Origin of the sequence: Methylophilus sp. QUAN (assembly GCF_015354445.1) — a bacterium.
GTDB lineage: Bacteria > Pseudomonadota > Gammaproteobacteria > Burkholderiales > Methylophilaceae > Methylophilus.
On the sequence record NZ_JADKYT010000001.1, the window covers coordinates 314,851 to 338,003 of the forward strand.

At 52.9% G+C, this 23,153-nt stretch carries 20 protein-coding genes; 5 read left to right on the forward strand and 15 right to left on the reverse strand.

Going from position 1 to position 23,153, the window contains the following annotated elements:
• The first annotated feature begins 11 nt into the window (after nucleotides 1-11).
• Both INP79_RS01425 and INP79_RS01430 read left to right on the forward strand, forming a co-directional pair.
• Complete coding sequence (locus INP79_RS01425) at nucleotides 12-2,552, forward strand: circularly permuted type 2 ATP-grasp protein (RefSeq protein ID WP_194752645.1); 2,541 nt, start codon at nucleotides 12-14, stop codon at nucleotides 2,550-2,552.
• Nucleotides 2,553-2,561: 9 nt separating this feature from the next.
• Nucleotides 2,562-3,449 (forward strand): transglutaminase family protein, encoded by an 888-nt coding sequence (locus INP79_RS01430; RefSeq protein WP_194752646.1) that lies wholly within the window; start codon nucleotides 2,562-2,564, stop codon nucleotides 3,447-3,449.
• 149 nt (nucleotides 3,450-3,598) lie between these two features.
• On the opposite strand, the gene INP79_RS01435 is transcribed toward INP79_RS01430, so the two are convergent.
• The gene (locus INP79_RS01435; protein WP_194752647.1) at nucleotides 3,599-4,492 is read right to left on the reverse strand and encodes an N-acetylmuramoyl-L-alanine amidase; all 894 of its coding nucleotides are present in this window, start codon (nucleotides 4,490-4,492) and stop codon (nucleotides 3,599-3,601) included.
• 242 nt (nucleotides 4,493-4,734) lie between these two features.
• Here INP79_RS01435 and INP79_RS01440 point away from each other — a divergent pair, with 242 nt between their 5' ends.
• Nucleotides 4,735-5,394 (forward strand): HAD family phosphatase, encoded by a 660-nt coding sequence (locus INP79_RS01440; protein ID WP_194753806.1) that lies wholly within the window; start codon nucleotides 4,735-4,737, stop codon nucleotides 5,392-5,394.
• Here INP79_RS01440 and tmpT read toward each other — a convergent pair.
• The 12 genes from tmpT to INP79_RS01500 all read right to left on the reverse strand — a co-directional run bounded on the left by tmpT (nucleotide 5,391) and on the right by INP79_RS01500 (nucleotide 16,638).
• Nucleotides 5,391-6,038 carry a thiopurine S-methyltransferase gene (tmpT, locus tag INP79_RS01445; protein ID WP_194753807.1) on the reverse strand — a complete coding sequence of 216 codons (648 nt, stop codon included), beginning with the start codon at nucleotides 6,036-6,038 and terminating at the stop codon, nucleotides 5,391-5,393. The genes INP79_RS01440 and tmpT overlap by 4 nt on opposite strands.
• A gap of 53 nt (nucleotides 6,039-6,091) precedes the next feature.
• Nucleotides 6,092-7,339, reverse strand: coding sequence for a hypothetical protein (locus tag INP79_RS01450; protein ID WP_194742406.1), 1,248 nt, complete (start codon nucleotides 7,337-7,339; stop codon nucleotides 6,092-6,094).
• 187 nt (nucleotides 7,340-7,526) lie between these two features.
• Complete coding sequence (locus INP79_RS01455; protein WP_194752648.1) at nucleotides 7,527-7,838, reverse strand: hypothetical protein; 312 nt, start codon at nucleotides 7,836-7,838, stop codon at nucleotides 7,527-7,529.
• A 73-nt stretch (nucleotides 7,839-7,911) separates the two neighbouring features.
• Complete coding sequence (locus INP79_RS01460) at nucleotides 7,912-9,942, reverse strand: M3 family metallopeptidase (RefSeq protein ID WP_194752649.1); 2,031 nt, start codon at nucleotides 9,940-9,942, stop codon at nucleotides 7,912-7,914.
• Between the two features lie 129 nt (nucleotides 9,943-10,071).
• A complete protein-coding gene (gene ptsP, locus INP79_RS01465; RefSeq protein ID WP_194752650.1) occupies nucleotides 10,072-11,823 on the reverse strand; it encodes a phosphoenolpyruvate--protein phosphotransferase in 1,752 nt (583 codons plus the stop codon).
• Complete coding sequence (locus INP79_RS01470; RefSeq protein ID WP_194752651.1) at nucleotides 11,824-12,093, reverse strand: HPr family phosphocarrier protein; 270 nt, start codon at nucleotides 12,091-12,093, stop codon at nucleotides 11,824-11,826.
• Between the two features lie 11 nt (nucleotides 12,094-12,104).
• Complete coding sequence (locus tag INP79_RS01475) at nucleotides 12,105-12,512, reverse strand: PTS sugar transporter subunit IIA (RefSeq protein WP_019881015.1); 408 nt, start codon at nucleotides 12,510-12,512, stop codon at nucleotides 12,105-12,107.
• 24 nt (nucleotides 12,513-12,536) lie between these two features.
• Nucleotides 12,537-13,418, reverse strand: coding sequence for an RNase adapter RapZ (gene rapZ, locus INP79_RS01480; RefSeq protein WP_194752652.1), 882 nt, complete (start codon nucleotides 13,416-13,418; stop codon nucleotides 12,537-12,539).
• A 19-nt stretch (nucleotides 13,419-13,437) separates the two neighbouring features.
• Entirely contained in the window at nucleotides 13,438-14,388 is a 951-nt protein-coding gene (hprK, locus tag INP79_RS01485) for an HPr(Ser) kinase/phosphatase (RefSeq protein WP_194742506.1), read from the reverse strand.
• A 162-nt stretch (nucleotides 14,389-14,550) separates the two neighbouring features.
• Nucleotides 14,551-14,877 (reverse strand): ribosome hibernation-promoting factor, HPF/YfiA family, encoded by a 327-nt coding sequence (hpf, locus tag INP79_RS01490; protein WP_194752653.1) that lies wholly within the window; start codon nucleotides 14,875-14,877, stop codon nucleotides 14,551-14,553.
• A gap of 198 nt (nucleotides 14,878-15,075) precedes the next feature.
• Nucleotides 15,076-15,714: a DNA oxidative demethylase AlkB gene (alkB, locus tag INP79_RS01495; protein ID WP_194752654.1), complete on the reverse strand. Its 639-nt coding sequence runs from the start codon at nucleotides 15,712-15,714 to the stop codon at nucleotides 15,076-15,078.
• A gap of 3 nt (nucleotides 15,715-15,717) precedes the next feature.
• Nucleotides 15,718-16,638, reverse strand: a complete 921-nt coding sequence (locus INP79_RS01500; RefSeq protein ID WP_194752655.1) for a hypothetical protein — start codon at nucleotides 16,636-16,638, stop codon at nucleotides 15,718-15,720.
• 224 nt (nucleotides 16,639-16,862) lie between these two features.
• On the opposite strand from INP79_RS01500, the gene INP79_RS01505 reads away from it, so the two are divergent.
• Nucleotides 16,863-18,095, forward strand: a complete 1,233-nt coding sequence (locus INP79_RS01505) for an MFS transporter (protein ID WP_194752656.1) — start codon at nucleotides 16,863-16,865, stop codon at nucleotides 18,093-18,095.
• A 6-nt stretch (nucleotides 18,096-18,101) separates the two neighbouring features.
• A complete protein-coding gene (locus tag INP79_RS01510; protein ID WP_194752657.1) occupies nucleotides 18,102-18,464 on the forward strand; it encodes a DUF4186 domain-containing protein in 363 nt (120 codons plus the stop codon).
• 47 nt (nucleotides 18,465-18,511) lie between these two features.
• Here the strand turns inward: INP79_RS01510 and INP79_RS01515 are convergent, their stop codons facing one another.
• Nucleotides 18,512-19,972: a TolC family protein gene (locus INP79_RS01515; RefSeq protein ID WP_194752658.1), complete on the reverse strand. Its 1,461-nt coding sequence runs from the start codon at nucleotides 19,970-19,972 to the stop codon at nucleotides 18,512-18,514.
• The gene (locus tag INP79_RS01520) at nucleotides 19,962-23,150 is read right to left on the reverse strand and encodes an efflux RND transporter permease subunit (protein WP_194752659.1); all 3,189 of its coding nucleotides are present in this window, start codon (nucleotides 23,148-23,150) and stop codon (nucleotides 19,962-19,964) included. Before INP79_RS01520 ends, INP79_RS01515 begins: the two co-directional genes overlap by 11 nt.
• Nucleotides 23,151-23,153 lie beyond the last annotated feature (3 nt).

Genomic DNA, 23,153 nt, shown 5'->3' on the forward strand with positions numbered 1-23,153 from the left:
CCTGATCTCGCATGCAACCAGTGCTTAACCAACTGTATTTTTCTGACCGCTACAACGAACTGTTGGATAGCAGCGGTCAGGCACGTCCGCACTGGCAGGCCTTGCTGGCACAGCTGGAGTCTGAAGAGCCGACCGCCATGCGTAAACGCGTGGAAGCCGTGCAGCGCCAGGTGCGGGATAACGGTGTCACTTATAACGTCTATGCCGATACCCATGGCGTGCAGCGGCCCTGGGATCTGGATGTCCTGCCACTGATTATTCCGCAAGACGAATGGCAGCACATTGCCGCTTCGGTTGCACAGCGTGCTACCTTGCTTAACCGGGTATTGCTGGATGTTTATGGCGAGCAGCGGCTGTTGGCCGATGGTCAATTGCCCCCGGCATTGATTTACGGGCATAACGGCTTTTTGCCGTCTTGTGTCGGGATTCCACATTATGACAATATTGCATTGCATAGCTATGCCGTCGATATTGCACGCGCGCCTAACGGCCAGTGGTGGGTGGTGTCTGACCGCACGCAAGGGCCGACTGGCGCGGGCTATGCGCTGGAAAACCGTACCATTATTTCGAGTGCGTTTCCCGAGCTGTTCCGTGACCTGAATATTGAGCGCCTGAGCGGCTTTTTTGCCAGCATGCGCGATAGTCTGGCGCACTGGGGACACCGCGTGGCGGATAACCAGGCACGAACGGTACCCGGTATCGCCGCGCTGGGTCAGGGGGAGCCGCCATTGGTGGTTATTTTGACCCCCGGGCCTTATAACGAAACCTACCACGAGCAGTCCTTCCTGGCGGGCTACCTCGGTTATCCGCTGGTACAAGGTAGTGACCTCACCGTACGCAATGGCGTGGTGTGGCTAAAAACCATTGCCGGACTCAAGCCCGTGCATGCGATTTTGCGGCGTATTGATGACGACTACTGTGATCCGCTGGAACTGAATGCCGAGTCCTTGCTGGGTGTGGCTGGCCTGACGCAGGCCGCGCGATTGGGCAATGTGTTGATTGCCAATGCCCTGGGTGCTAATTTGCTGCAATCTGGCGCCTTGCTCGGTTTCTTGCCTAACTTATGCCAGTCAGTGTTAGGCGAAACCTTACGCATGCCTTCGGTGGCGACCTGGTGGTGTGGTGAACCAGCCGCCCTGGAATATGTGATCCAGCACCTGGATGACCTCGTCATCAAACCGGCTTATCCGCAAGTGCGGTCATCCCCCATTTTTGGGGAGGATTTGAACCCGGGCCAAAAAGAATCGCTGATTGCCAAGTTGCGGGCGCAACCCGACCACTATATTGCGCAGGAGCAAGTGGATATTTCGCATGCGCCGGTGCTGACCAGCCACCAGAGCCATCCGCAAATCGGCTCGCTCGCCGTGAGTTTGCGGGTGTATGCCTTTGCGACGCCTAACGGCTATGCCATCCTGCCAGGCGGCTTGTCTCGCGTGGCCAGCGGTAAAGATGCCCGCGTGGTCACCATGCAGCGTGGCGGCACCAGCAAAGATACCTGGGTGCTGTCGCATGACAGCCAACCGCCGTTCAGCCTGTTACGTAAAACCAGCTCCAGCCAGGACCTGGTGCGTGAAAATGCCTACCTGTCCAGCCGCATGGCAGAAAACCTGTTCTGGTATGGCCGTTACTCAGTGCGTAATCTGCAAAAAGCCATCATGTTACGTGCCACCATCCGCGCCTTGCTCGAGTACACGCCGGAGATGCGCGACGGCGAGTGGTCGACCATGCAGGGCTTGTGCCAGTGGTTTGACCTGTTACCCAACCCGGAAGACGAAGAGGCCATTGCCAGCTGGCAACCCTGGACGGATGATGATATTGAACCGTTGCTGATTCAGGCCGTGTTCTCACAACAGTCCAGCAGTCTGGCTACCAGTGTGCAGCAATTGTTTCAGCAGGCATTCAACCTGCGTGAACGCATTTCGAATGACCATTGGCGGACGGTGAACGTATTGTCACGCCTGTTTATTACCCGTCACCAGCATGCCACTCTCCAGGATGCCTTGTCTTATATTGAGCAGGCCATTAATCATTTCGTTACCCTGACGGGCTTTGCCATGGACTGGATGACGCGTGACCTGGGCTGGCGTTTTATGTCCCTGGGGCGACGCATAGAGCGCTTGCAGTTTATGTGTGTGCTGTTGAGCCGTGCGCTCAGCATGCCACAGCACAGCAACCTGGAGTGGTTGTTGCAGGTCACCAATAACCTGGTCACCTATCGGGCCCGTTATGCTGCACAGCCAGAGTGGTTACCGGTGCTGGATTTGTTGTTGATGGATGATAATAACCCTAATTCTGTGGTGTTCCAGATCAAGGGCCTGGTCAAATACTTGGAAGAAATGGACGCGCAGGACAATGCAGGCGGCATCGCCACTGAGCTGAATGATTGCTGGCAGGCATTGTTGCAACTCGATCCTGATCAATGTTTTACGGCAGGAAATACTGCTTTGGCCGAGTGGCTTAACCGCACCTATGCGGTGACGCTCACCTTGTCAGACCGCTTGAGTCTGCGTTTTTTCAGTTATGCCAGTCCGCTGGTGACACCTGGGCATTAAGGGAAAGTGATGCGCTACCAGGTCGAACATCAAACCGTGTATAGCTACGATACGTGTGTGATCCAGTCGCAACAGTTATTGCATATGATGCCGCGCCAGACGGACTTCCAGCAGTGCGTTTCTTATACCCTTGCGTGTGAGCCATCGCCTGCCGAGCAATCGCGGCGCTGTGATTCTTTTGGCAACCATAATGACTATTTGACACTGCTGACCCCGCATCAGTCACTGGAAGTCACTTCACGTTTTCAGGTTGATGTACAGCCACGCCCCACCATGCAAACACTCATGCAAAGCCCCGCTTGGGAGCAGGTGCAGGCTATGTTGCAATTGCAGGGGACGCAGCATCTCGAAGCCACGCCGTTTATTTATGCCACGGCAAGAGTGAAATGCAGTGAGGCGTTGGCCACGTTTGCACAAACGTGTTTCACGCCGCAACGTCCGTTGCTGGAGGCCGCAATGTCATTAACGCAGCAGATCTACGCCGAGTTTGAGTTTGATGCGCAGGCAACAGACATTTCAACGCCGCTGGACGAAGTACTCAAAGGCCGCCGTGGCGTCTGCCAGGATTTTGCTCACCTGATGATTGGTGCTTTGCGTTCATTGGGCCTGGCATGCCGTTATGTCAGTGGCTATATCCTCACACATCCTCCCGCAGGCCAGCCACGGCTGGTGGGCGCAGATGCTTCACATGCCTGGATATCCGTCTATTGCCCGGTCAATGGCTGGGTGGACTTTGACCCGACCAACAATTGCCTGGTGCAGCAGGAACATATTACCGTGGCCTGGGGGCGCGATTTTGGGGATGTGTCGCCCATGCGCGGCGTGGTGCTGGGGGGCGGCCAGCAGCAACTGACAGTCAGTGTGACGGTGACGCCATTAGCGTACGCCGCCGCCTAGCGTCATTTTCAGTGCTATTTAGCCGTTGATTTGATATTGATCAACTCTCGGCGTTCGTACAACGTTTAATCTACGCCCTGTGAGGAGTAGGTAAGTAGTAAAGTCCACGTTAGCCCCGACTTGTCGGGGCATTTTTTCATCTGTCGCTGTTAGCCATAGCGTTTCTTATACTCGTCTTTAAGTAGTTGCCTGAATTCAGACATGGTCATCGACAAGGCGCCGCCAGGGTCATTTTTACGCCAGCGGCCTATGCCTTTGGGACCTGCCGCTTCGTCATGGCCGAGGACATAATCAAAATCAAAGACGCTGGGATTGTTTGCCTTGGCCCAGAGCAAAAACTCAAGCAGAGTGGTTTCCTGCGCTTTGGTGTAGGGGAGATAAGCCCCAGCCAGGATGTTGTCGGTATTTTTATCAATCACACGCACTTTTTTGGCGTCTATTGGTTGCTTATGGCTGGTATCCCAATAGGTGTAATACTTACCGTTATGCACCTCTAGCCGCCCCGGGTTGGTGATTTCTATGCCGACCAGAAAATTGGACACGCCATTACGTTTCGCACCAGCAATGGTCCAGGCACTTTCCCCAGCGTGGTAGCCCCATTGGTTGAGCGGGTTTGCCTGTACCAGTTTGCCATCGGTGCTGATGCAGCAAAAGAAATACGGGCTGCTAGTAATGGCGCTCACCGCGTTTTCCAGCCCTTTGGTGTATTGCCCGGCTGTGAAGTGCACAATCGCGCCATAAGGATAGGCTTTCGGGTATTCACCCTGGGCGGCGCGTTTAATGTCGGTGCGTATGACGGCTTCCGGGTACCACAGTTTTCTTTCGCCGACCGGATAACGCTTTTTTTCTGGGGAAGCTTCCTCAGGATGCAGGCTGGGGCGCGGTGGCTCGGGTGGCCTGAACTCTTCGGGGACCGGCTCTTCCAGCAGTTGTGACAGGATTTCAATCTGGCTGAGCGCCAGTGCATCGACTTTGGGGTCGGCAGACAGCCTGGCAATTTGCATGGCTGACCAGCGCAAGGTATACAGTTTTGCTTTATCCATGGAGGGGCTCCTTGATTGTTTAAGTGCCGCCACCTGTTCATCCACGCTGCTGTGGCGATCTCTGTATGGCATGAGCAGCCTCTGCTGCTGTCATGTAGTTTTATATTAGCCGCTCTTTGTTAAGTTGTGTTTGTTTGATGGTGTGTTGGCAACAAATAAACCCATGTCTGCCAGCAAGTGTGTGTTTAGCCGCAACGCAGTCGCGGTAAAATGGTGTTTTATTTCATCAATGAGCGTTGTCAGTGATTAAAGCGGCTATTTTTGACATGGACGGTCTGTTGATCGACTCTGAGCGCATTATTATGCAAGGCTGCATACAGGCGGCGGCCAGCATAGGCATTACTTATACCCAGGCCGAATATGTCGAATTGGTTGGGCGAGTATGGTCTGACTCGACCCGGCTGATGACGCAGCAGTTAGGGAGCGAAGCCAATTTTCAGCACGTGATGCAGGGCCTGAATGCTTTTCTCGACGCGCGCGACCATGCGTTTCCACTCAAAAACGGCGCACATGCCTTGTTGCAGTACTATCAGTCGCAAGGCGTTGTGTGCAGCGTGGCGTCTTCTTCGCCCATGCCGCATATCACACATCGTTTAACCCACACTGGCGTGCTGGATTACTTTAGCCATGTCACCAGCGGGCAAGAGGTGAAGCGCGGCAAACCCAATCCGGATATTTATCTACTAGCGCTGGAAAAACTGGGCTTGCACGCAGACGAATGCATTGCCTTTGAAGACAGTGAGCTGGGAGCACAGGCGGCGATTGCTGCAGGTTTGCGCGTGGTGGTGGTGCCAGACCTCAGGCAACCTAGCGAGCAAGTCCGTGCAGGGGCACATCAGGTGGTTGAGAGTTTGCAGCACTGGCTGGCGCACCATGAGACGCTCGCGGGTTGTGTCATTTAGTTCGAGCTTCTCGGGCTGAGTAACCAGGCCGTTTCTTCAGCAGGATATTGCCCTTTCAAGCCTTTTTCCATGAATACACTGGTCAGTAATGTGCACTGGTAATGCGCCTGGTAGTGCGCGCCAACTTCTTCTTTGTTGACGCTAAACGGCGGGCCTTGCAATAGCGATTGGTCATAGGCAAAGCTAATCAGGAGTTGCGGTGCGGTGTGCGTGAGATTGATTAAGTGCTGGCTGTACTGCCGACGCATTTCATTCGGCAGCGCAATCAGGGCGGCACGGTCATATACGGCATCCACAGGCCCAAGCAGCGTCCGGTCCAGCGCGAAAAAATCACCTTGAAAGACTTCTAACTGGGCTGTGCGGTAATGCTTGAGTGTGCCTGTCTGCGTGATTTCAGGAACGAGGTTGAGTTCAGCAAACAAGGCACTTACGGCTATGGCGCTGAGTTCGGCGCCCACCACTTGCAGGCCTTGCGCCAACAGCCAATGGATATCCAGCGTTTTGCCACAGAGCGGCACCAATATACGGTGGCCGGGCTGTAATTTGAGTGCCTCAACATGGGCCAGTAAAAACGGGTTGACCTCATGTAAGTGAAAGCCGATTTGCTGGTGTTGCCAGCGTTGATGCCAGAAGTCGTGATGCATGATATGCGGGTCATGAAAGCAGCGCATAGTATAAGGCAGATATGCCTGCCAGATTACTTGCCCGCTAACTGGCTCAGTTTGGCTTGTGCTTCCAGTACCCCTTCTTCTACCCCGGCGGCTTCTGTAAGCTTGGCGACATTGTCTCGCGTGAAAAAACCATCAAAGCCATCATAACGTTGCACGTATTCAATAATCAGTGACGAGTGCTCAGAGGCATTGGAGAAAATCTGCTTCAGGCCTTCTTCTTTTGAGCCTATCACATCCAGCAAAAAGCCCTTGCCCTGGCTGGCGATGGCATTGACGACAAAGTCGATATTTTCTTTGCCATCGCGCGTGCCGTCTTTCACCGACAAGGCAATATGATGCAGGCGCGGGCCATAGTTGCGCACAAAGGTTTCAGTAGGAGAGGGCAATTTTTCCAGGTGATTGACGAAGTAAGGCGTGTTGTTGGCGGTGAACACTTTGGCCGGGCTCTTGGTTTCGGCAAAGCCGTGCACGCTCTTGGTCACATTGGTAGAGGAGTTCTGGTCCCAGATATTGTAAGCGCCCCAGAAAAAGTAGCTGGACCAGGATAAATATTCCAGGATGGCCACTTCGCGGTTTTGGCTATACACGCGCGTGGCCAGGTGGTCTACCGGCAAAATCAGGTCGTCGATACGTAGCTTGGCTTGCTGGTCTTTGGCTTGCTCATAGGCGGCCTGTACATCCGCGCGTATGGTGCTGATACCTAGCGAGTATACCCGCAGTTCGCCAGGCTCGCGTTTCATATAGCCGACGATATTGTGCGTGTACGGTGACGGCTTGCTGATGGCCACATTGCCTGGTAATTCCAGCTTGCGCACCTCGTCTTGCGTGAAGAAGCGGAACTCGCGTTCTTCCTGTAATTTCACCACTTCATGCATATTGCTGACGCGGATTATTTCACCCATATAACGGCTGTTAGGTTTGCGCGCGCCCACCGGGTAAATCTCATTCAGTGAGCGGAAAATACCACGCAGGTTGGGGTCTTTGACCTCACGTACCAGCAGATCTGGCGAGTTGAGGTCTATGCGTAATACATGGGTCCAATGTTTTTCACTCTCCAGCGTGACCAGGTAGTGGTAGGAGGTCATCAGCGACAATTCAGCGATATATTGAATTGAATGATCCGGGTCCACCGTAATCATTAACGCATCAATTTCCTGAATCATCTCGGTCAGGCCCATCTGGTCACGCTCTTCCAGCAGTTTTTGCAGATACTCCTCAAAGAAGGCGGAATTTTGTTTATCGCCGTGGCGGGCAAAGTCGAGAGAGTTAATCATCATGCGCAAACGTTAAATGTAAAACCATGTTTAAGCAAGCGGCGTACCTGACCTTGATTGTATGGCCAAAAAACAGGCAAATGGCGCAGGCGCACGCTTGGGTGTCGCGATAAACCTGATGTGCGGCTGATGAAAAAGCAACAGGGCAGCCATGGCTGCCCTGTTTTAGTGCCTGATACTTGTCGTGTTAACGGCCTTTGCCACTCAAAGAGCCGCGTTTTAGGATGGGGTCATCATAAGAAATGCAACGCCCCATGCCGAGAAAGCTCGGGCGCATGCCGATCGGGCAACCATTGCTACGCTCAAATTCTTCTACCTTCACTTTGGCGACTGCGGCTTTCTTGGCATCTTTAAACTCCCAATAGCCATTCGAATGCAGGATCACTTCATCGCCTTCTGGTGTTTTGGCTTGAATATCGTCAGCCTCTTCCTTGGCGGCAAACGCATACGATGAAGACAGGCATAACACAATCAATAGCCAGCGAGCGGTGGGTAGCATAAAGGTATCCTTGAATGATTCTATGTATGAATATTAAAAAGCCAAGCCTGGATGGGCTTGGCGATGAGGAGGATTATTGTGTCATACCGTTATGTCTGAGCAAAGCATCCATGCTCGGCTCACGGCCTCTAAAGGCGACAAACGATTCCATGGCCGGGCGGGCGCCACCTTGGGCCAGGACTTCATTTTTAAAGCGGCTGCCAGCGGTTTCAGATAGCACTCCCAGCTCTTCAAACAGGCTATAGGCATCGGCAGACAGCACTTCAGCCCATTTGTAGCTGTAGTAGCCTGCGGCATAACCGCCGGCAAAAATATGACTGAAACTGTTCGGGAAGCGGTTCCATGAGGGTGGTCGCAGCACGGCGACCTCGTTACGCACTTGCTCCAGGACATCCAGCGCGGTTTGTTTGCTCGCCGGGTCAAAGGTGCTGTGCAAACGCATATCGAACAGCGAAAACTCGATTTGGCGCACGGTCTGCATGCCGGCCTGGAAGTTTTTGGCGGCCACCATTTTGTCGAACAATACACGCGGCAACTGCTCACCACTGTCCACGTGGGCAGTCATATGACGCAAAACATCCCATTCCCAGCAGAAGTTTTCCATAAACTGGCTGGGCAGCTCTACCGCATCCCATTCCACACCTTTAATGCCAGACACGCTGTATTCATCCACTTGCGTCAGCATGTGGTGCAAGCCGTGACCAAACTCATGGAACATGGTGATGACTTCGTCGTGTGTAAACAGGGCAGGCTTGTCGCCGACGGGTGCCGAGAAGTTACAGGTCAGGTAGGCGACAGGCAGTTCAACGCCGTTGGCGGTTTTGCGGCGCGTGATGCATTCGTCCATCCAGGCGCCGCCTCGTTTGCCTTGGCGGGCGTATAAATCCAGGTAAAAGTAGGCGATCGGCTGTCGCTGCTGGTCGCTGATCTCGTAAAAGCTGGCGTCTTTATGCCATAGCGGGGCATCAGTTTTGCGTACTTGTACGCCAAAAATAGTTTCCACCACTTTAAACAGGCCAGCCAGCACTTTGTCTTCGGGAAAGTATTGTTTCACTTCCTGGTCAGAGAAAGCATATTTTTCTTCGCGCAGTTTTTCGCTGATAAACGCCACGTCCCAGGCTTGCATATCGCTAAAGCCGAGTTTTTCAGCATAGGCTTTTAACTCGGCCATGTCTTTTTCAGCGTAGGGTTTGGCGCGTTTTGCCAGGGTGTCCAAAAAGTCGATCACTTGTGCTGGAGTATCGGCCATCTTGGTCGCGAGCGATAGCTCTGCATAGTTGCCAAAGCCCAGTAGTTGCGCTTCTTCGCGTTTGAGTTTCAGCAGGTCGGCAATCAGGTGCGTGTTATCCCACTCCGGTTTGCTAAACTCTGAGGCACGCGTGGCATAGGCACGATAAAGCGTTTCACGCAGTGCGCGGTTTTCGCAATACTGCATGACTGGCATATAAGAGGGAAAGTGCAAAGTGAACAGATAGCCTGTTTTGCCCTCTGCCTTGGCGGCCTCAGCCGCCGCTTGCAGGGCATCTTCCGGCAGGCCACCCAGTTCGTCTGCCGTTGCAACCAAGTGTTTGAAGTCGTTGGTGTTGTCGAGAATGTTCTCTTCAAACTTGCTGCCCAGCTTGGATAATTGTTCGGCAATTTCTTTAAAACGCACTTTCTCTGCGGCTGGTAACTCAGCACCACCGAGTTTAAAACCACGCACTTCATTGTCTATGATTTTTTGCTGCGCACGGCTGAGTGTGGCATAGCCTGCACTGGCCTGGATGGCTTTGTATTTGTTATACAGGCGCTCATCTTGCGACAGGTCGCTATAAAAGTCAGTCAGTTTGGCCAGGTTGTCATTGTAGGCCTCGCGCAACTCTGGTGTGTTGACCACGGCGTTCATATGGCCGACCGGGCCCCAGCTACGCGATAATTTTTCAGAGTAATTCTCAATTGGCTGCACAAAATTCTGCCAGTCAGGTGTTTCGCTGGCGGTCGCTAATTGCTCAACCAGGGCACGGCCTTCGGTCAGCAGGCTGTCTATCGCCGGAGACACATGCTCGGGACGGATATCATTGAATTTTGGCAGGCCGTTAAAAACGAGTAATGGATTAGTGCTCACAACGGTATCCTTTGAGGGTTTGCAATATCTGATAGAGGCCTATTATTGGCCAAATGTTCGCGTTTGGGTGATTGTATATATTGATGATGGTGATGAGTTTACTAAATGCAAGAGGCTGTGCGCCTCTTGCTAAAGCAGCTCACCGTTATATTTTTTAATCAGCGGGACAATTTTTTCCAGGTCATTGAATGACAGGATTTTTTTGGCCTGCTTGGCCAGTACACTCTCTTCGCTCTGCAGGATTTGCGATTTCACGCTCAGGATATGGGCCGGGTGCATGGACAACTGGCGCATACCCATGCCGACCAGCAGGCGCGTCAATTTGATATCGCCCGCCATCTCACCACAGACCGAGACTGATTTGCCATATTTGGCAGCGGCCTGAATCGTGATCTGGATCAGGCGCAGCACTGCCGGGTGCAGTGGGTTGTACAAATGTGCGACGGCGTCATCCGCGCGGTCAATCGCCAGCGTGTATTGAATGAGGTCGTTGGTGCCTATCGATAAGAAGTCCAGTTCTTGTGCAAAAGCGTCTGCATTAATGGCGGCAGCCGGGATTTCTATCATGCCGCCGAGCTGGATCTGCTCGTCAAACCGAATTTTTTGCTGGCGTAACGACTCTTTGGCTCGTTCCAGCAATAGTTTTGTTTGGCGTAATTCAGCCAACGTCGACAGCATGGGAATCAGGATTTTAACTTGCCCGTAATGCGACGCGCGCAACAGCGCGCGGAACTGCGTATGGAAAATATGTGGCTCGGCCAGGCAATAGCGCACGGCGCGCAAACCTAGTGCGGGGTTGGTGGCGGTGACCACTTCATCCGGGTTGAGTTGTTTATCGGCACCGATATCCAGAGTGCGGATAGTCACCGGGTGGCCTTTCATGGCCTCGGCCACGTGTTTGTAGGCCTCGAATTGTTCCTGCTCGTCTGGCATTTCTGCACGGTTCATAAACAGAAACTCGGTCCGGTATAAACCGACCCCCACCGCACCGGAGGCTTTGGCGCTAATCACGTCTTCCGGCACTTCAATGTTGGCGAATAAATCAATCGCCACGCCATCCACCGTCACTGCTTTGGTCGTTTTGATCAGTTGCAGTTTTTGTTGCGCCAGTTGCCACTGGTTTTGTTTGAGTTGATACTCGGACAGGACTTCCGGGTCTGGATTGACGATGACCACGCCTGCGGCACCGTCTACGATCATCAGCTCGCCATCGTTGATTAAATCACGGGCACGTTGCAGCGCCACAATGGATGGAATATTCAGGCTGCGTGCGAGGATGGCGGTGTGCGAGGTGACGCCGCCGACATCGGTGATAAACGCAGCAAACTGGTGGTGTTTAAACTGGATGGCGTCGGCTGGTGACACATCATGTGCGACCAGGATCATGGCGCGCTCTTGCCGCGCTTGCAGTTTCTTTTCGCTGGCAGCCAGTTGGTCACGGCCCAGCAATACCTTGATCACGCGCTCAACAACTTGCACCACATCCTGTTTGCGCTCACGTAAATAAGCGTCTTCAATGGCGTCAAACTGGGCAACAATATCGTCCATTTGTTGCTTGAGTGCCCATTCGGCATTGCACAACTCATTGCGGATAATCGTCTTGGGTGCCTCGGAGAGTGACTTATCCGTTAGCATGGCCAAATGTGTATTAATAAATGCACTCAGCTCGGCAGGCGCATTTTTGGGTAGTTGTGCTTTCAGTTGCTCCAGGTCCTGCTTGACCAAGCCAATGGCACGTTCAAAACGCGCAATTTCTTCATCGACGCCATCGGCATCAATTTTAAAATGCACCACCTCCAGCAAGGCATGGGAGATCAGGTGTGCATGGCCAATGGCAATGCCACTGGACACGCCCACACCGTGCATGCTGAAACTGGTCAATTATTCGCCCTCACCAAAGTAGTCATTCACCAGCGCCTGCAGCGCTGCAATTGCTTGCGCTTCATCTGCGCCGGTGGCTTCGATATCAATGATGCTACCTTTGGCAGCAGCCAGCATCATGACCCCCATAATGCTTTTGGCATTGACGCGTCTGCCGTTTTTTTCCACCCAGACCTCACTCTTGAACTGGCTGGCAGTTTGGGTGAATTTAGTGGAGGCACGTGCGTGCAAGCCGAGTTTATTAATAATTTCGAGAGAGAGTTTTGCCATAGATGTTTAAGTTATTGGGCGTGGTGACAAGTGGTTTTGGTAAAGTGGACGACGCCATCGCGACCGCCACTCAGGGCTTTCTGGATACAAGAATGCAGGCCTTCATGGCGGTAATTCAACACACGTACCAGCATGGGCAGGTTGACCCCGGCGACGCCTTCAATTTCATCAGGCGTTAGCAAGCGAGTGACAATGTTGCAGGGCGTCGCGCCATAAATATCTGACAAGACCAGTACACCCTGACCACTATCCAATTGCTTCACCAGTACCTGCGCCTTGGGCAATACGCTGGCCGGGTCGTCATGTTTGGAAATTTCCAGGAAATCCAGCTGTGCCGGGCGATTACCCATCACATGGGTTGCGCAATCGATCAGGCTGGGGCCCAGGCTGCCATGCGCAATAATCAATACACCAATCATAATTTTGCTCTCAGACTCCGTAATTTAAGGGCTAACCGTGGCATGGGCATCCTGTAATTCACGATGACGGATCATGACCTGATGCTGTTGCTTGAAATATGCCCCCAGTTGTTCCACCAGATAGACGGAACGGTGTTGCCCCCCTGTGCAGCCAATGCCGATGGTGACATAGCTGCGATGGTCGTGATAAAAGCTTGGTAGCCATTTTTCTATATAGTGCTGAATGTCACGCTGCATTTCAAGCACCATGGCTTCGTTTTGTAAAAATTGCTGGATAGGCGCTTGTTTGCCATTGTAAGGACGCAAAACTGGGTCGTAATGCGGGTTGGGCAGGCTGCGCACATCAAACACAAAGTCGGCATCCAGTGGGATGCCATGTTTGAAGCCGAACGAAATAAACGATAACACCAGCGAGTGCGGCCGTGCTTCTTGGTAGCCTTGCTCAATTTGCAGCATCCAGTCGCGCGTATGGTGGCGCAAGGCATTGGCTGACAAATTGCTGGTGTCTACATGATGCCCCAGGTTATTCAGGCCAGAGAGCAGGTCGCGTTCGTGGTTAATGCTTTCAGCCAGCGCCTGATCAGGTGTGCTGAGTGGATGTTTGCGGCGTGTTTCAGAAAAGCGTTTGACCAGGGTTTCCAGGCTGGCATCCAGAAACAGCAGATGCACGGCAATGCCTTGTGTTTTCAGGGCTTGTACGATGTCGGCCAAAGATTCAATGGCAATGCTGCGGCTATCAATGCTGACGGCTACCTTGGCGGCATCGCGGTCGGCAACGTGGCTTTGAATATGCGGCAGCAGGGTGGCGGGCAGGTTATCAATACAGTAATAACCGCTGTCTTCAAACACACGCAGCGCGATGGTTTTACCCGAGCCTGATAAGCCTGTGACAATCACCAGTTGCATGCGCGTGACCACTTTTTGTTCATCGTAATTTGCTTTCTCTGAGCATGATTTGTTTTTGCCGCTGGGTGAGCTGCTTGGTGGCATTGACGCCGCGCAGCAACAGCATATGGTTACGCACGGCGGCTTCAACCAGCACCGCAATGTTTCGGCCAGCCGCAATCGGGATAATGACCTTGCTGACCTCAACATCCAGCACATGCTGGGTTTGCCGGTTTGCACTCAAACGGTCCAGGTCTTGCGGCTTCATTTCATCGGCCAGTTCCAGCTGTATCATCATATCCAGCGGTTTAGTCGGTTTGACCGCATTATCGCCATAGAGTGCGCGGATGTTCAAAATGCCCAGGCCGCGCACCTCCAGAAAATCCTGCAACAACTCGGGGCAACGCCCTTCAATGCGCTCGGGGGAGATACGGTAAAAGTCGACAATATCATCTGCCACCAGCCGGTGCCCGCGTGAAATCAGCTCCAGCGCGAGTTCGCTTTTACCAATCGCCGCACTACCGGTAATCAGCACGCCAAACCCCTGCACTTCCATAAACACGCCGTGCATGCTGGTGGTTTCTGCGGTGGACACCGCCAGATAATGGCTGAGCAACTCCATGAGCTGCGGGCTGATCATGGGCGTGGTAAATAAAGGGGTTTGTGTTTGCTGGGCGGCTTCCAGCATGATGGGCGGCACTTTTTCACCGTTGGCGATGACTACCATGGCCAGGTCGGTTGAAAATAAATTGCTCACCGCCTGTTGCAGCGCGAGGATGCTCAGGCCCGCCAGGTAATCCATTTCGGCACAGCCTAGCACTTGCACGCGGTTAGGGTGCACAAAATTCAAATGCCCGACCAATGCCAATGAAGGTTTGGTGACAGTGCCGGAATTCAGTATTTTTTGACTGCCAGACTCGCCTGCCACCCATTTCAATTTGAGTTTGCTGCGAATCTGTTTGTACAAATCAGCGACTGAGATTTGCGCCATACGCGTTATCAACATGTAAACATGGAATTGACAGCCATTTTACAACTGAATGTGGTGTGTCGGGCGTGAATTGACGTAAAAGCGGTGAAACGACGTAAAAGTGATGTGCTGAGGGGTGGGGTGAATTCTCTACCCGTACGGGTAGAGAATCGTAGGCAAGACTTAGGAACTTAACTGGTGTTTGACTGCGCCACCAGATTTATGGTGGTCACCGTTTTTTTCCTTATGTTTCAATACCTGACGGTCAAGTTTGTCAGTAAGCATGTCGATGGCACTATACATATTCTCGTCGCTGCAAGCCGCGTGCAAATCGTTGCCTGGTACATGCAGTGTCGCTTCAACCTTTTGGGCAAGCTTTTCAACAGACATGGTGACTTTGACATCAATCACATGATCGAAGTGATTGCTGATGCGGGAGAACTTGGATGACACGTACTCACGCAGTGCCGGAGTGATTTCTAAATGATGTCCTGTAAGTTGTAAATTCATGACAAACTCCTTTTTCTGAAATTATCCCATCGGATTGTTTCACCTATAAAAAAGAAGTGAAAGTTCGATAAGACAGTTTCAGTTTACTCTTTTGAGAAACAGATGCAACCCGGAAGTGAGGCGGATTTTTGATGTTAATCAGAAGTTGTGCAGACTTTTTTGCGGGTGTATGAGCGTCTGCGGGGCGGTGATTGTGGGTTACTTTGCTTTTCTTAATGTGAGGTTAATACGCCTGTTGCCTACGAGCGGGTGCTGGTTGGGTTTGATGGCAGCCACACCGTGATAATAGCGCCGACTCTCACCTCCCCATACCACCACATCGCCATGTTGCAGGGGAATACGCACTGCTTTGTCACTCCGTTGGGCGCCGCCAAACAGGAATGTCGCTGGAAGGCCTATGGATACGGAGACGATGGGCTGTGAAAAGTCTGTTTCGTCTTTATCCTGGTGCAAGCCCATTTTGCTGCCGGGCGCATAAAGGTTGATCAGGCAGCTATCGGGGGTAAATGTTGGGTAGCCTGCCTTTTCGGCAGCTGCTGCAGCCAGGGCCATGATCACTGCCGGAATCGCTGGCCATGGTTGTTGGCGCACCGGGTCATGTGCGCTGTAACCATAGCCTTGCGGGCTGCTGACCCAGCCCCAGTGGCCCATGCTGCTGGTCTTGACGGACATGGGATGCCCCATGGGCGTCATCATCTGCTGTGCTGGGTGTGCAGACAGGTGTTGCTGCAGGCAAGGCCACAGCGCTGGCATATAGGGCAAGGCAAATCCTGGTAACCAGACAGCCCCCTCGGCGAGAGGGATGTGTGCTGCCGCTTGTTCAGCAAACAAATCCATAGCTTAAGGCATCCATTCGATACGCACATTTTTCTGTTTGGCCAACTGTTCCATACGCGGGATGGTGCGCTCCAAACGCAATAAATACTCCGCGGCAGATTCCTGGTGAAAGCCCATCACCATCACTGGCCGTTGGGTGCTGAGTAATTGCTCAAACTGGCTCAGTAATTGTTTGGTGCTGGTGTAATCGGCCATGGCGGCGTTATCCGGATACTCCATCAACTGATAGCCCAGCGCATAGGGTTGGTCGAAGGGCGTGCTTTGCGGGTGCAATTGCTGTAGCAATTTTACTAAGGGGCTGTCAGCATGCCAGCGTGTGGTGAGCAAGTTGGCATCAATACGCGAGCTGTCCCATAAGAAATGATTGGCTTCCAGTGCCGCTTGCAATTTGGGGCCAAACTGCCAGGCGCCTGCCCGAAAATGGCGCGGATATTTGAAGCCGTTGCTGACCATCAACTCGCTGGCGCAACTGACCAGGCGTGTCAGTTCCGTCTGGCTATAAGCATATTCCAGGCTGACGGTGTGGCCGCAACTGGCCTGTGTGCAGTGCTCGTCAGCGCCGGAAATGGAAGGCTCGGCTTGATAGCTGATTCCGCAATATTTCACCAGTGTGCGCGTGGGGTGTATATGCAGGCCGATGGTGTCGTGTGGCAACAAGGTGCTGCGAATCTGGCTGCCAATTTGCGCGCGGTTGACGCCTGGCTGGATAAAGTAAGCAGGATTAATCAGGTGCAGTAATGGTACCTGCGGAAACTGCTGCCTAAACTTTTGTATGGCTTGCAGGTTGTCGTCTTCTAGTGACAAACCTTCCCAGTCGACCGTCACCCACACCTGCATCACCTCTTGTGCCTGCACCGGCATTGGCAAGCCGAGAGCTATTACGGTTAATAGTGTGCTTAGCAAACAGTGATAAAGGTGGCGCATAGTAGCGTTCCTGACAAGCGGTCCGGGCGGGTGCGCCTATTCTCTTCGTTTGACTGAGGCGGGTGCGCCTCATCTATATCGGCAGGGTCGCACGAGGTCAACGACGGCTCATCAGCGTTGCCGCCTACTGCCTGATTCACTGCACCCGCCTGGCTATTTTAGGGGATTCTGCGGCAAGATGCCAATACACAGGCCGCTGGTAGGGATAGCGTATAATAGACGCCATGTCCTTATCCGTTCGTCAGATTCTTGCCCATCAGGGCTATGCGTTCCCCAAGTTGCTGACCTATCGTATTTTTATGGTGCTGTCCTACCAAATGATGATGGTTGCCATCGGCTGGCATATTTATGAAATCACCCACGACCCCTGGTCGCTAGGCCTGATCGGTCTCGCTGAAGTCATCCCTTATATGGGTAGCGCCCTGTTTGCCGGGCATGCGGTGGATCATTATTTTTCGCGGCGTGGCTTTGCCGTGGTTTCGGCTTTATTCCTATCGGTGAATGCGGGTTTGCTGGTGTTGATTGCACAGCATCATCCACAGCATACCGAGTGGTGGATTTATGGCACGGTGGCGCTTACCGGCTTTGCGCGGGCGCTGATTTCTCCCAGTTACAACACCCTGTTTGCGCTGATTATTCCGCGTGCCTCCATTGCCAAAGCTTCAGGCATTGGCAGCTCCATGTTCCAGATTGGCTTGATTGTCGGGCCAGCCATCGGTGGTCTGCTCATTGGCTTTGCCGATAAGTCGATTGCTTATGGCTTGTCAGCGATATTGGCGCTGGCGGCGGCGATTGCCGCAACCACATTACGCGTGCAAGAACATCACAACCATGAGCCCATGAACGTGTTTGCCAGCATAGGCGAAGGCTTGCGTTTTGTACGGCGCACGCAGGTGGTGTTGGGTGCGCAATTGCTGGATATGTTTGCCGTGTTGTTTGGCGGCACGGTCGCCATGTTGCCTGCGTTTGTACATGATGTTTACCAGATGGGCCCGGAAGGTCTGGGCGTGTTGCGTGCGGCGCCTGCGCTGGGGGCGATTGTGACCGGCCTCTGGCTGGCAAAACACCCGATTCATGAGCACAGTGGCCGCTGGTTATTATTGGCGGTGGCCGGGTTTGGTTTATGCATGATTGCCTTTGGCCTATGCAATACTTACTGGCTGGCGATTGTGATTTTAGCGATTTCCGGCATGATGGATGCGGTATCCGTGATCTTGCGGCAAACCATTCTGCAACTGGCGACGCCGGATAATATGCGTGGCCGTGTGTCAGCGATTAACGGTATTTTTATTGGCTCATCCAATGAACTGGGCGCGTTTGAGTCTGGCCTCACAGCCAGGCTCATGGGCCTGGTGCCGTCCGTCATATTTGGCGGCTGCATGACGATTGCCGTGGTCGGTGTCACCGCCATCAAGGCGCCTAAATTGCGCGACCTGCATCTTTCTCATCTGCATTAAAAAATCATGCGCGATCTGGAGTCGTTGTTTCAAGCCCTGCAACGCTCTACCTTTCGTACCGGTTTCCGCTTAAACGCAAAAGACCTGCACTATTTGCAGCAAAAGGGCCTGCCTACGATACTGGATCATGCTGAAAGCTTTATCGCTGATAGGCTGGCGCCCGCAGTGGTGGCCAATGACGGCCAGCAAACGCCAATGCGCGGCCACCCGGTGTTTGTGGCTCAGCATGCCACCGCAACCTGTTGCCGTGGCTGTTTGAGCAAATGGCACCGCATTCCTGAGGGCAGGGCACTGACGTTAGAAGAGCAGGCCTATGTGGTTGTGGTGATTGAGCGCTGGTTGATCAACTTGGTTGAGTACAAAAAATAAGGGAGAAGGCCAGCGGCGCTTCTCCCTATTGCGGCAACGAATAAAGCTTATTGCTTGGTTGCCGTTGTTTCCGCCGTCTGCCAGCCACCGCCCAGCGAGCGGTATAAATCCACCACGGCAGCCACTTGTTGCTGCTTGGTTTCAATCAGCTCCATTTTGGCATCCAGCGCATCACGTTGTGTCAGCAAGACTTCCATATAGTCGGCACGTGCGGCTTTAAACAGCTGGTTGGCCACGTCAATCGATTGCGTCAATGCTTCTACCTGCTTGTTTTTTAGCTGGTAGTTTTTATCCAGGTTGTCGATATTGGCAATCTGGTTCGCCACTTCCATATAGGCATTGATAATCTTTTGCTCATAGTCGTACGCTGCCTGGATCTGCACGGCATTGGCGCTCTTGTATTGCGCTTCAATCGCGTTCCGGTTGATCAGTGGCGCGACCAGTTCACCGCCGAAGGAGGCCATGACCGAAGCCGGGATATTGAGCAGGTATTTAGGATCAAACGCCTGAAAGCCCAGCCCTGCCCGGATCGAGAACGATGGGTAGAAGTTGGCTTTGGCCACATCAATATTCAACTTGGCTGCAGAGAGTTCCAGCTCGGCCTGGCGGATATCCGGCCGGTTGGCCAATAGCTCTGAAGGCACGCCGGTTTGCATCACTTTGTTTTGCATGTGCATAAAATCGGCTGAGGCGCGCTGAATCGGTTGCGGAGTACGTCCTAACAGGTAGTTGATGCGGTTTTCGGTTTCAACAATGCTTTGCTTCAACACATACTGGCGACTCTGGTTCTTTTCTACCTCAGCTTCAAACCGTTTCACCGCCAGTGAGTTAGCGCGCGCATACTGCTGCAATTCCTTGACCACTTCCAGCGCATTTTGCTGAATCTTGATATTCTGATCCAGCGTGCTCAGCTCGTTGTCCAGTGCAATCAACTCATAGTAGGCATGCGCAACTTCGGCCACCAGGTTGGTGACCAGGAAGTTTTTTCCCTCAATGGTGGCCATATATTCCATGACCGCCACTTTGGTGGCATTACGCAGTTTTTTCCATACGTCCAGCTCCCACGACGCCACCAGGCCAAACTGGTAGTTGCCGAGGAACCTGGGGTTGGAACGGCCTTCCTTGATATCCAGGTTTTCTTCAACGGCGCCATTGCGGGTGTACTTGCCGACCTTCTCTTTATCGGCGCTGGCGCCGATGCCGACAAATGGCAAATATTCACCTTTACGGGCCTGGATTTCATTCTGCGCCACAGTGATCCGTTGCGCCATGATATGAATTTCCTTGTTGTTGTTCACCGCGGTATCAATCAGCGCCACCAGGTTCTGGTCATCGAAAAAGTCCTGCCATTTGACGCTGGCGCTATTGCCTGCCGGGGTGGCAGTTTCTTGGTACTGCGTAGGCAGCGTGGTGTCTGCCTGCTTGCTGGTGATAAATGGGATGGCGCATGATTGCAGCATCAACGACACTGCACCAGCGACCATCCAGGTTAAATGCTTATTCTTCATCGTCATCATCATCCTGATGGGAGTTGTATTTGTAGGTCTCGGTCAGAGGCTCTGTCTCTTCTTTGCGGATCAGTGATTTACGATCAGCCAGGGTACCAAAAATATAATACAAGCCTGGAATCACAATCACCCCGAAGATGGTGCCGAACAGCATGCCACCCATGGCTGAGGTACCAATGGTGCGGTTGCCCACTGCGCCTGCGCCTGTTGCAATCACTAATGGAATCAAGCCTGCAATAAAGGCAAACGAGGTCATCAGGATAGGGCGGAAACGGGTTTTGGCGCCTTCAATCGCCGCATCGCGGATAGACATGCCCTGGCCATGTTTCTGCACGGCAAATTCCACAATCAATACGGCGTTTTTACCCAGCAGACCAATCAGCATAATCAGGCCAACCTGCGCGTAAATATCGTTGGCTAGTCCCAGTATCTTGAGCAGAAACAGCGAGCCAAAAATACCGGCAGGCAAGGACAGGATCACCGCGAACGGCAAGATAAAGCTTTCATACTGCGCGGCCAACACCATGTAGACAAATACCAGTACCACGATAAAGATCATCAGTGCTTCATTGCCACGTTTCTCTTCGTCGTAAGACAGGCCTTCCCATGCAATATCGTAGCCTTTAGGCAGCGTGGCGCGTGCGACTTCTTTCACGGCATTGATGGCCGATTCCGTGGTGTAACCCGGTGCCGGTTCAGCACGGATCGCCGCTGAGTTGTACAGGTTGTAACGGGTGATCTCGTTAGGGCCCTGGCGTTTCTTCAGGGTCATGAAGGCGGAGTAGGGCACCATTTCACCCTCTTCGTTTTTCACAAAATAGTTCAGCACGTCACTGGGGTAACGACGGAACTCAGGTCCGGCCTGGGTATACACCTTGAAGAAGTTATTAAAGCGGATAAAGCCTTGCTCGTAAGTACTGCCGATCAGGATGTCCAGGTTGTTCATGGCATCTTCGATCGATACTTTCTTCTGCATTGCCAACTGGTTGTCGATAATCAACTCATACTGCGGGTAGTTCGCTGCGTAGAATGTGAACAGGCCAGTCAATTCCTTGCGCTTGCCCAGGTTCTGCATGAACTCCTTGTTGATCTTGTCAAACACGTAGTAGTCCGCGCTGGTGGTTTTATCCAGCAAGCGCAGGGATAGGCCAGACGCCGCACCATAACCAGGCACGGCTGGCGGTTGGAAGTACTCCACCACCGCACCGAAGTTCTTGGTTTTTTCTTCCAGCTCTTCGATGATCTGTTTCACTGACTGTTTACGCTCAGACCAGTCCTTGAGGTTGATAATACACGTCCCCGCGTTGGAGCCACGGCCCTCGGTCAGTACTTCATAACCCGCCAGTGAGGAGACAGACTCCACGCCTTCCACTTGCTTGGCCAGTGTTTGCAGGTGACGTGCTACCTTGTTGGTGGTTTCCAGTGTTGAGCCTGGAGGCGTCTGGATAATGGCGTAAATCATGCCCTGGTCTTCACCTGGGATAAACCCGGCAGGCAGGATTTTGTCGACATAGAAAATACCGGCTGAGAACAGCGCCAGCACGACAAAGGTCACGGTACGCAGGGTGACCACTTTTTCCAGGAAGTTGGTATAACGGCCGGTGACCTTTTCAAATACCCAGTTAAAGCCATCCAAAAACACCGAAATGGGTGTTTTGCGTTTGGGCTGGCCGTGGGTGTCTTTGAGAATCATGGCGCACAGTACCGGCGTTAATGTCAGCGCCACAATACCGGACAACACGATTGAGGAGGCCATGGTAATGGCGAACTGGCGGTAGAACACGCCGACCGGGCCTGGCATAAAGGTGATCGGGATAAATACGGAGGTCATCAATAATGTAATGGCCACAATGGCGCCGCCGATTTCACCCAGCACGCGTTGCACCGCTTTGTAGGGGCCGACATGGTCAGAGGCCATTTTGGCATGCACGGCTTCCACCACCACAATGGCGTCATCCACCACCACGCCAATGGCGAGCACGAGGGCGAACAGCGTGACCAGGTTAATACTGAGCCCAAATGCCTTCATGACAAAGAAGGCACCAATCAGCGAAATAGGCACTGCCAGCGTGGGGATCAGCGTTGAGCGCCAGTCACCGAGGAAGATAAACACCACCAGCGCGACCAGGACAAAAGCTTCTGCCAGCGTGTGAATGACTTTTTCAATCGAGGCGTCGAGGAACTTGGAGACGTCGTAATTGATTTCGTAATCCATACCAGCCGGAAAGCTTTGCTTCAGCTCTTCCATTTTGGTTTTTACGTCAGCAATCACTTCACTGGCGTTAGTGCCATAGTTTTGCTTGAGCACAATCGCGGCAGATGGGTAGCCGTCTTTGTTGGAGTAAATATCAAAAAACTCACTGCCTAACTCAATCTTGGCAATATCCCTGAGGTGCAGGATTTCACCATTGGAATCGGCGCGGATAATAATGTTTCCATACTCTTCAGGCTTGTTGTAGCGGCCTTTGTAAACCAGTACATACTCTTTGGATTGGGCGTAAATCCCCGAGCTCTGGCCCAAACGACCTGGGCGGCCAATCACGCTCTGGCTGCTGATGGCATCCATCACGTCTTTGGACGAGATCTTGTAAGCCCGCATGCGTTCCGGGTTGAGCCAGATACGCATCGCAAACTGGCGGCTACCCAGGTTCTGCGCTTGCGCAATACCGTGGACACGCTGAATTTCAGGAATGACGCTGACGTTGACGTAGTTAAACAGGAATTTCTCGTCGGCATTTTTATCTTTACTGTACAGGTTCACATACATCAGCATGCTCGGCTGTACGGTGTTGACGATCACCCCCTCTAACTGCACCAGGGGCGGTAGTTTACTCATGACCTGGTCCAGCCTGGTTTTCACCAGCACCATGGCCGCGTTCGGGTCTACGCCGAGGTCAAAAATCACCTGTATCGTCGCTTCACCGGCGCTGGTGGCGTCAGACACAATGTATTTCATGCCTGGCACCCCGTTGATGGCGCGCTCGATCGAAATCAGGGAAGACTGCACCAGGACGTCGGCACTGGAACCTGGGAAAGCCAGCGTGACGATCACGCGCGGCGGGGCAATTTCCGGAAACTGCGAAATCGGCAGGGTTTTGATCGACAGAAAGCCGAGGAAAATCATGACCAGCGATAGCACAATCGCCATCACCGGTCGTCTGAGGAAGATGTTTAACATGTT

Excerpts from the sequence above, each read along its gene's own strand:
- INP79_RS01425 (WP_194752645.1), top strand. The coding sequence starts at position 12 with ATGCAACCAGTGCTTAACCAACTGTATTTTTCTGACCGCTACAACGAA.
- INP79_RS01430 (WP_194752646.1), top strand. The coding sequence starts at position 2,562 with ATGCGCTACCAGGTCGAACATCAAACCGTGTATAGCTACGATACGTGT.
- INP79_RS01435 (WP_194752647.1), bottom strand. The coding sequence starts at position 4,492 with ATGGATAAAGCAAAACTGTATACCTTGCGCTGGTCAGCCATGCAAATT.
- tmpT (WP_194753807.1), bottom strand. The coding sequence starts at position 6,038 with ATGCATCACGACTTCTGGCATCAACGCTGGCAACACCAGCAAATCGGC.
- INP79_RS01450 (WP_194742406.1), bottom strand. The coding sequence starts at position 7,339 with ATGATTAACTCTCTCGACTTTGCCCGCCACGGCGATAAACAAAATTCC.
- INP79_RS01455 (WP_194752648.1), bottom strand. The coding sequence starts at position 7,838 with ATGCTACCCACCGCTCGCTGGCTATTGATTGTGTTATGCCTGTCTTCA.
- INP79_RS01470 (WP_194752651.1), bottom strand. The coding sequence starts at position 12,093 with ATGGCAAAACTCTCTCTCGAAATTATTAATAAACTCGGCTTGCACGCA.
- INP79_RS01475 (WP_019881015.1), bottom strand. The coding sequence starts at position 12,512 with ATGATTGGTGTATTGATTATTGCGCATGGCAGCCTGGGCCCCAGCCTG.
- rapZ (WP_194752652.1), bottom strand. The coding sequence starts at position 13,418 with ATGCAACTGGTGATTGTCACAGGCTTATCAGGCTCGGGTAAAACCATC.
- hprK (WP_194742506.1), bottom strand. The coding sequence starts at position 14,388 with ATGGCGCAAATCTCAGTCGCTGATTTGTACAAACAGATTCGCAGCAAA.
- hpf (WP_194752653.1), bottom strand. The coding sequence starts at position 14,877 with ATGAATTTACAACTTACAGGACATCATTTAGAAATCACTCCGGCACTG.
- alkB (WP_194752654.1), bottom strand. The coding sequence starts at position 15,714 with ATGGATTTGTTTGCTGAACAAGCGGCAGCACACATCCCTCTCGCCGAG.
- INP79_RS01500 (WP_194752655.1), bottom strand. The coding sequence starts at position 16,638 with ATGCGCCACCTTTATCACTGTTTGCTAAGCACACTATTAACCGTAATA.
- INP79_RS01505 (WP_194752656.1), top strand. The coding sequence starts at position 16,863 with ATGTCCTTATCCGTTCGTCAGATTCTTGCCCATCAGGGCTATGCGTTC.
- INP79_RS01510 (WP_194752657.1), top strand. The coding sequence starts at position 18,102 with ATGCGCGATCTGGAGTCGTTGTTTCAAGCCCTGCAACGCTCTACCTTT.
- INP79_RS01515 (WP_194752658.1), bottom strand. The coding sequence starts at position 19,972 with ATGAAGAATAAGCATTTAACCTGGATGGTCGCTGGTGCAGTGTCGTTG.
- INP79_RS01520 (WP_194752659.1), bottom strand. The coding sequence starts at position 23,150 with ATGTTAAACATCTTCCTCAGACGACCGGTGATGGCGATTGTGCTATCG.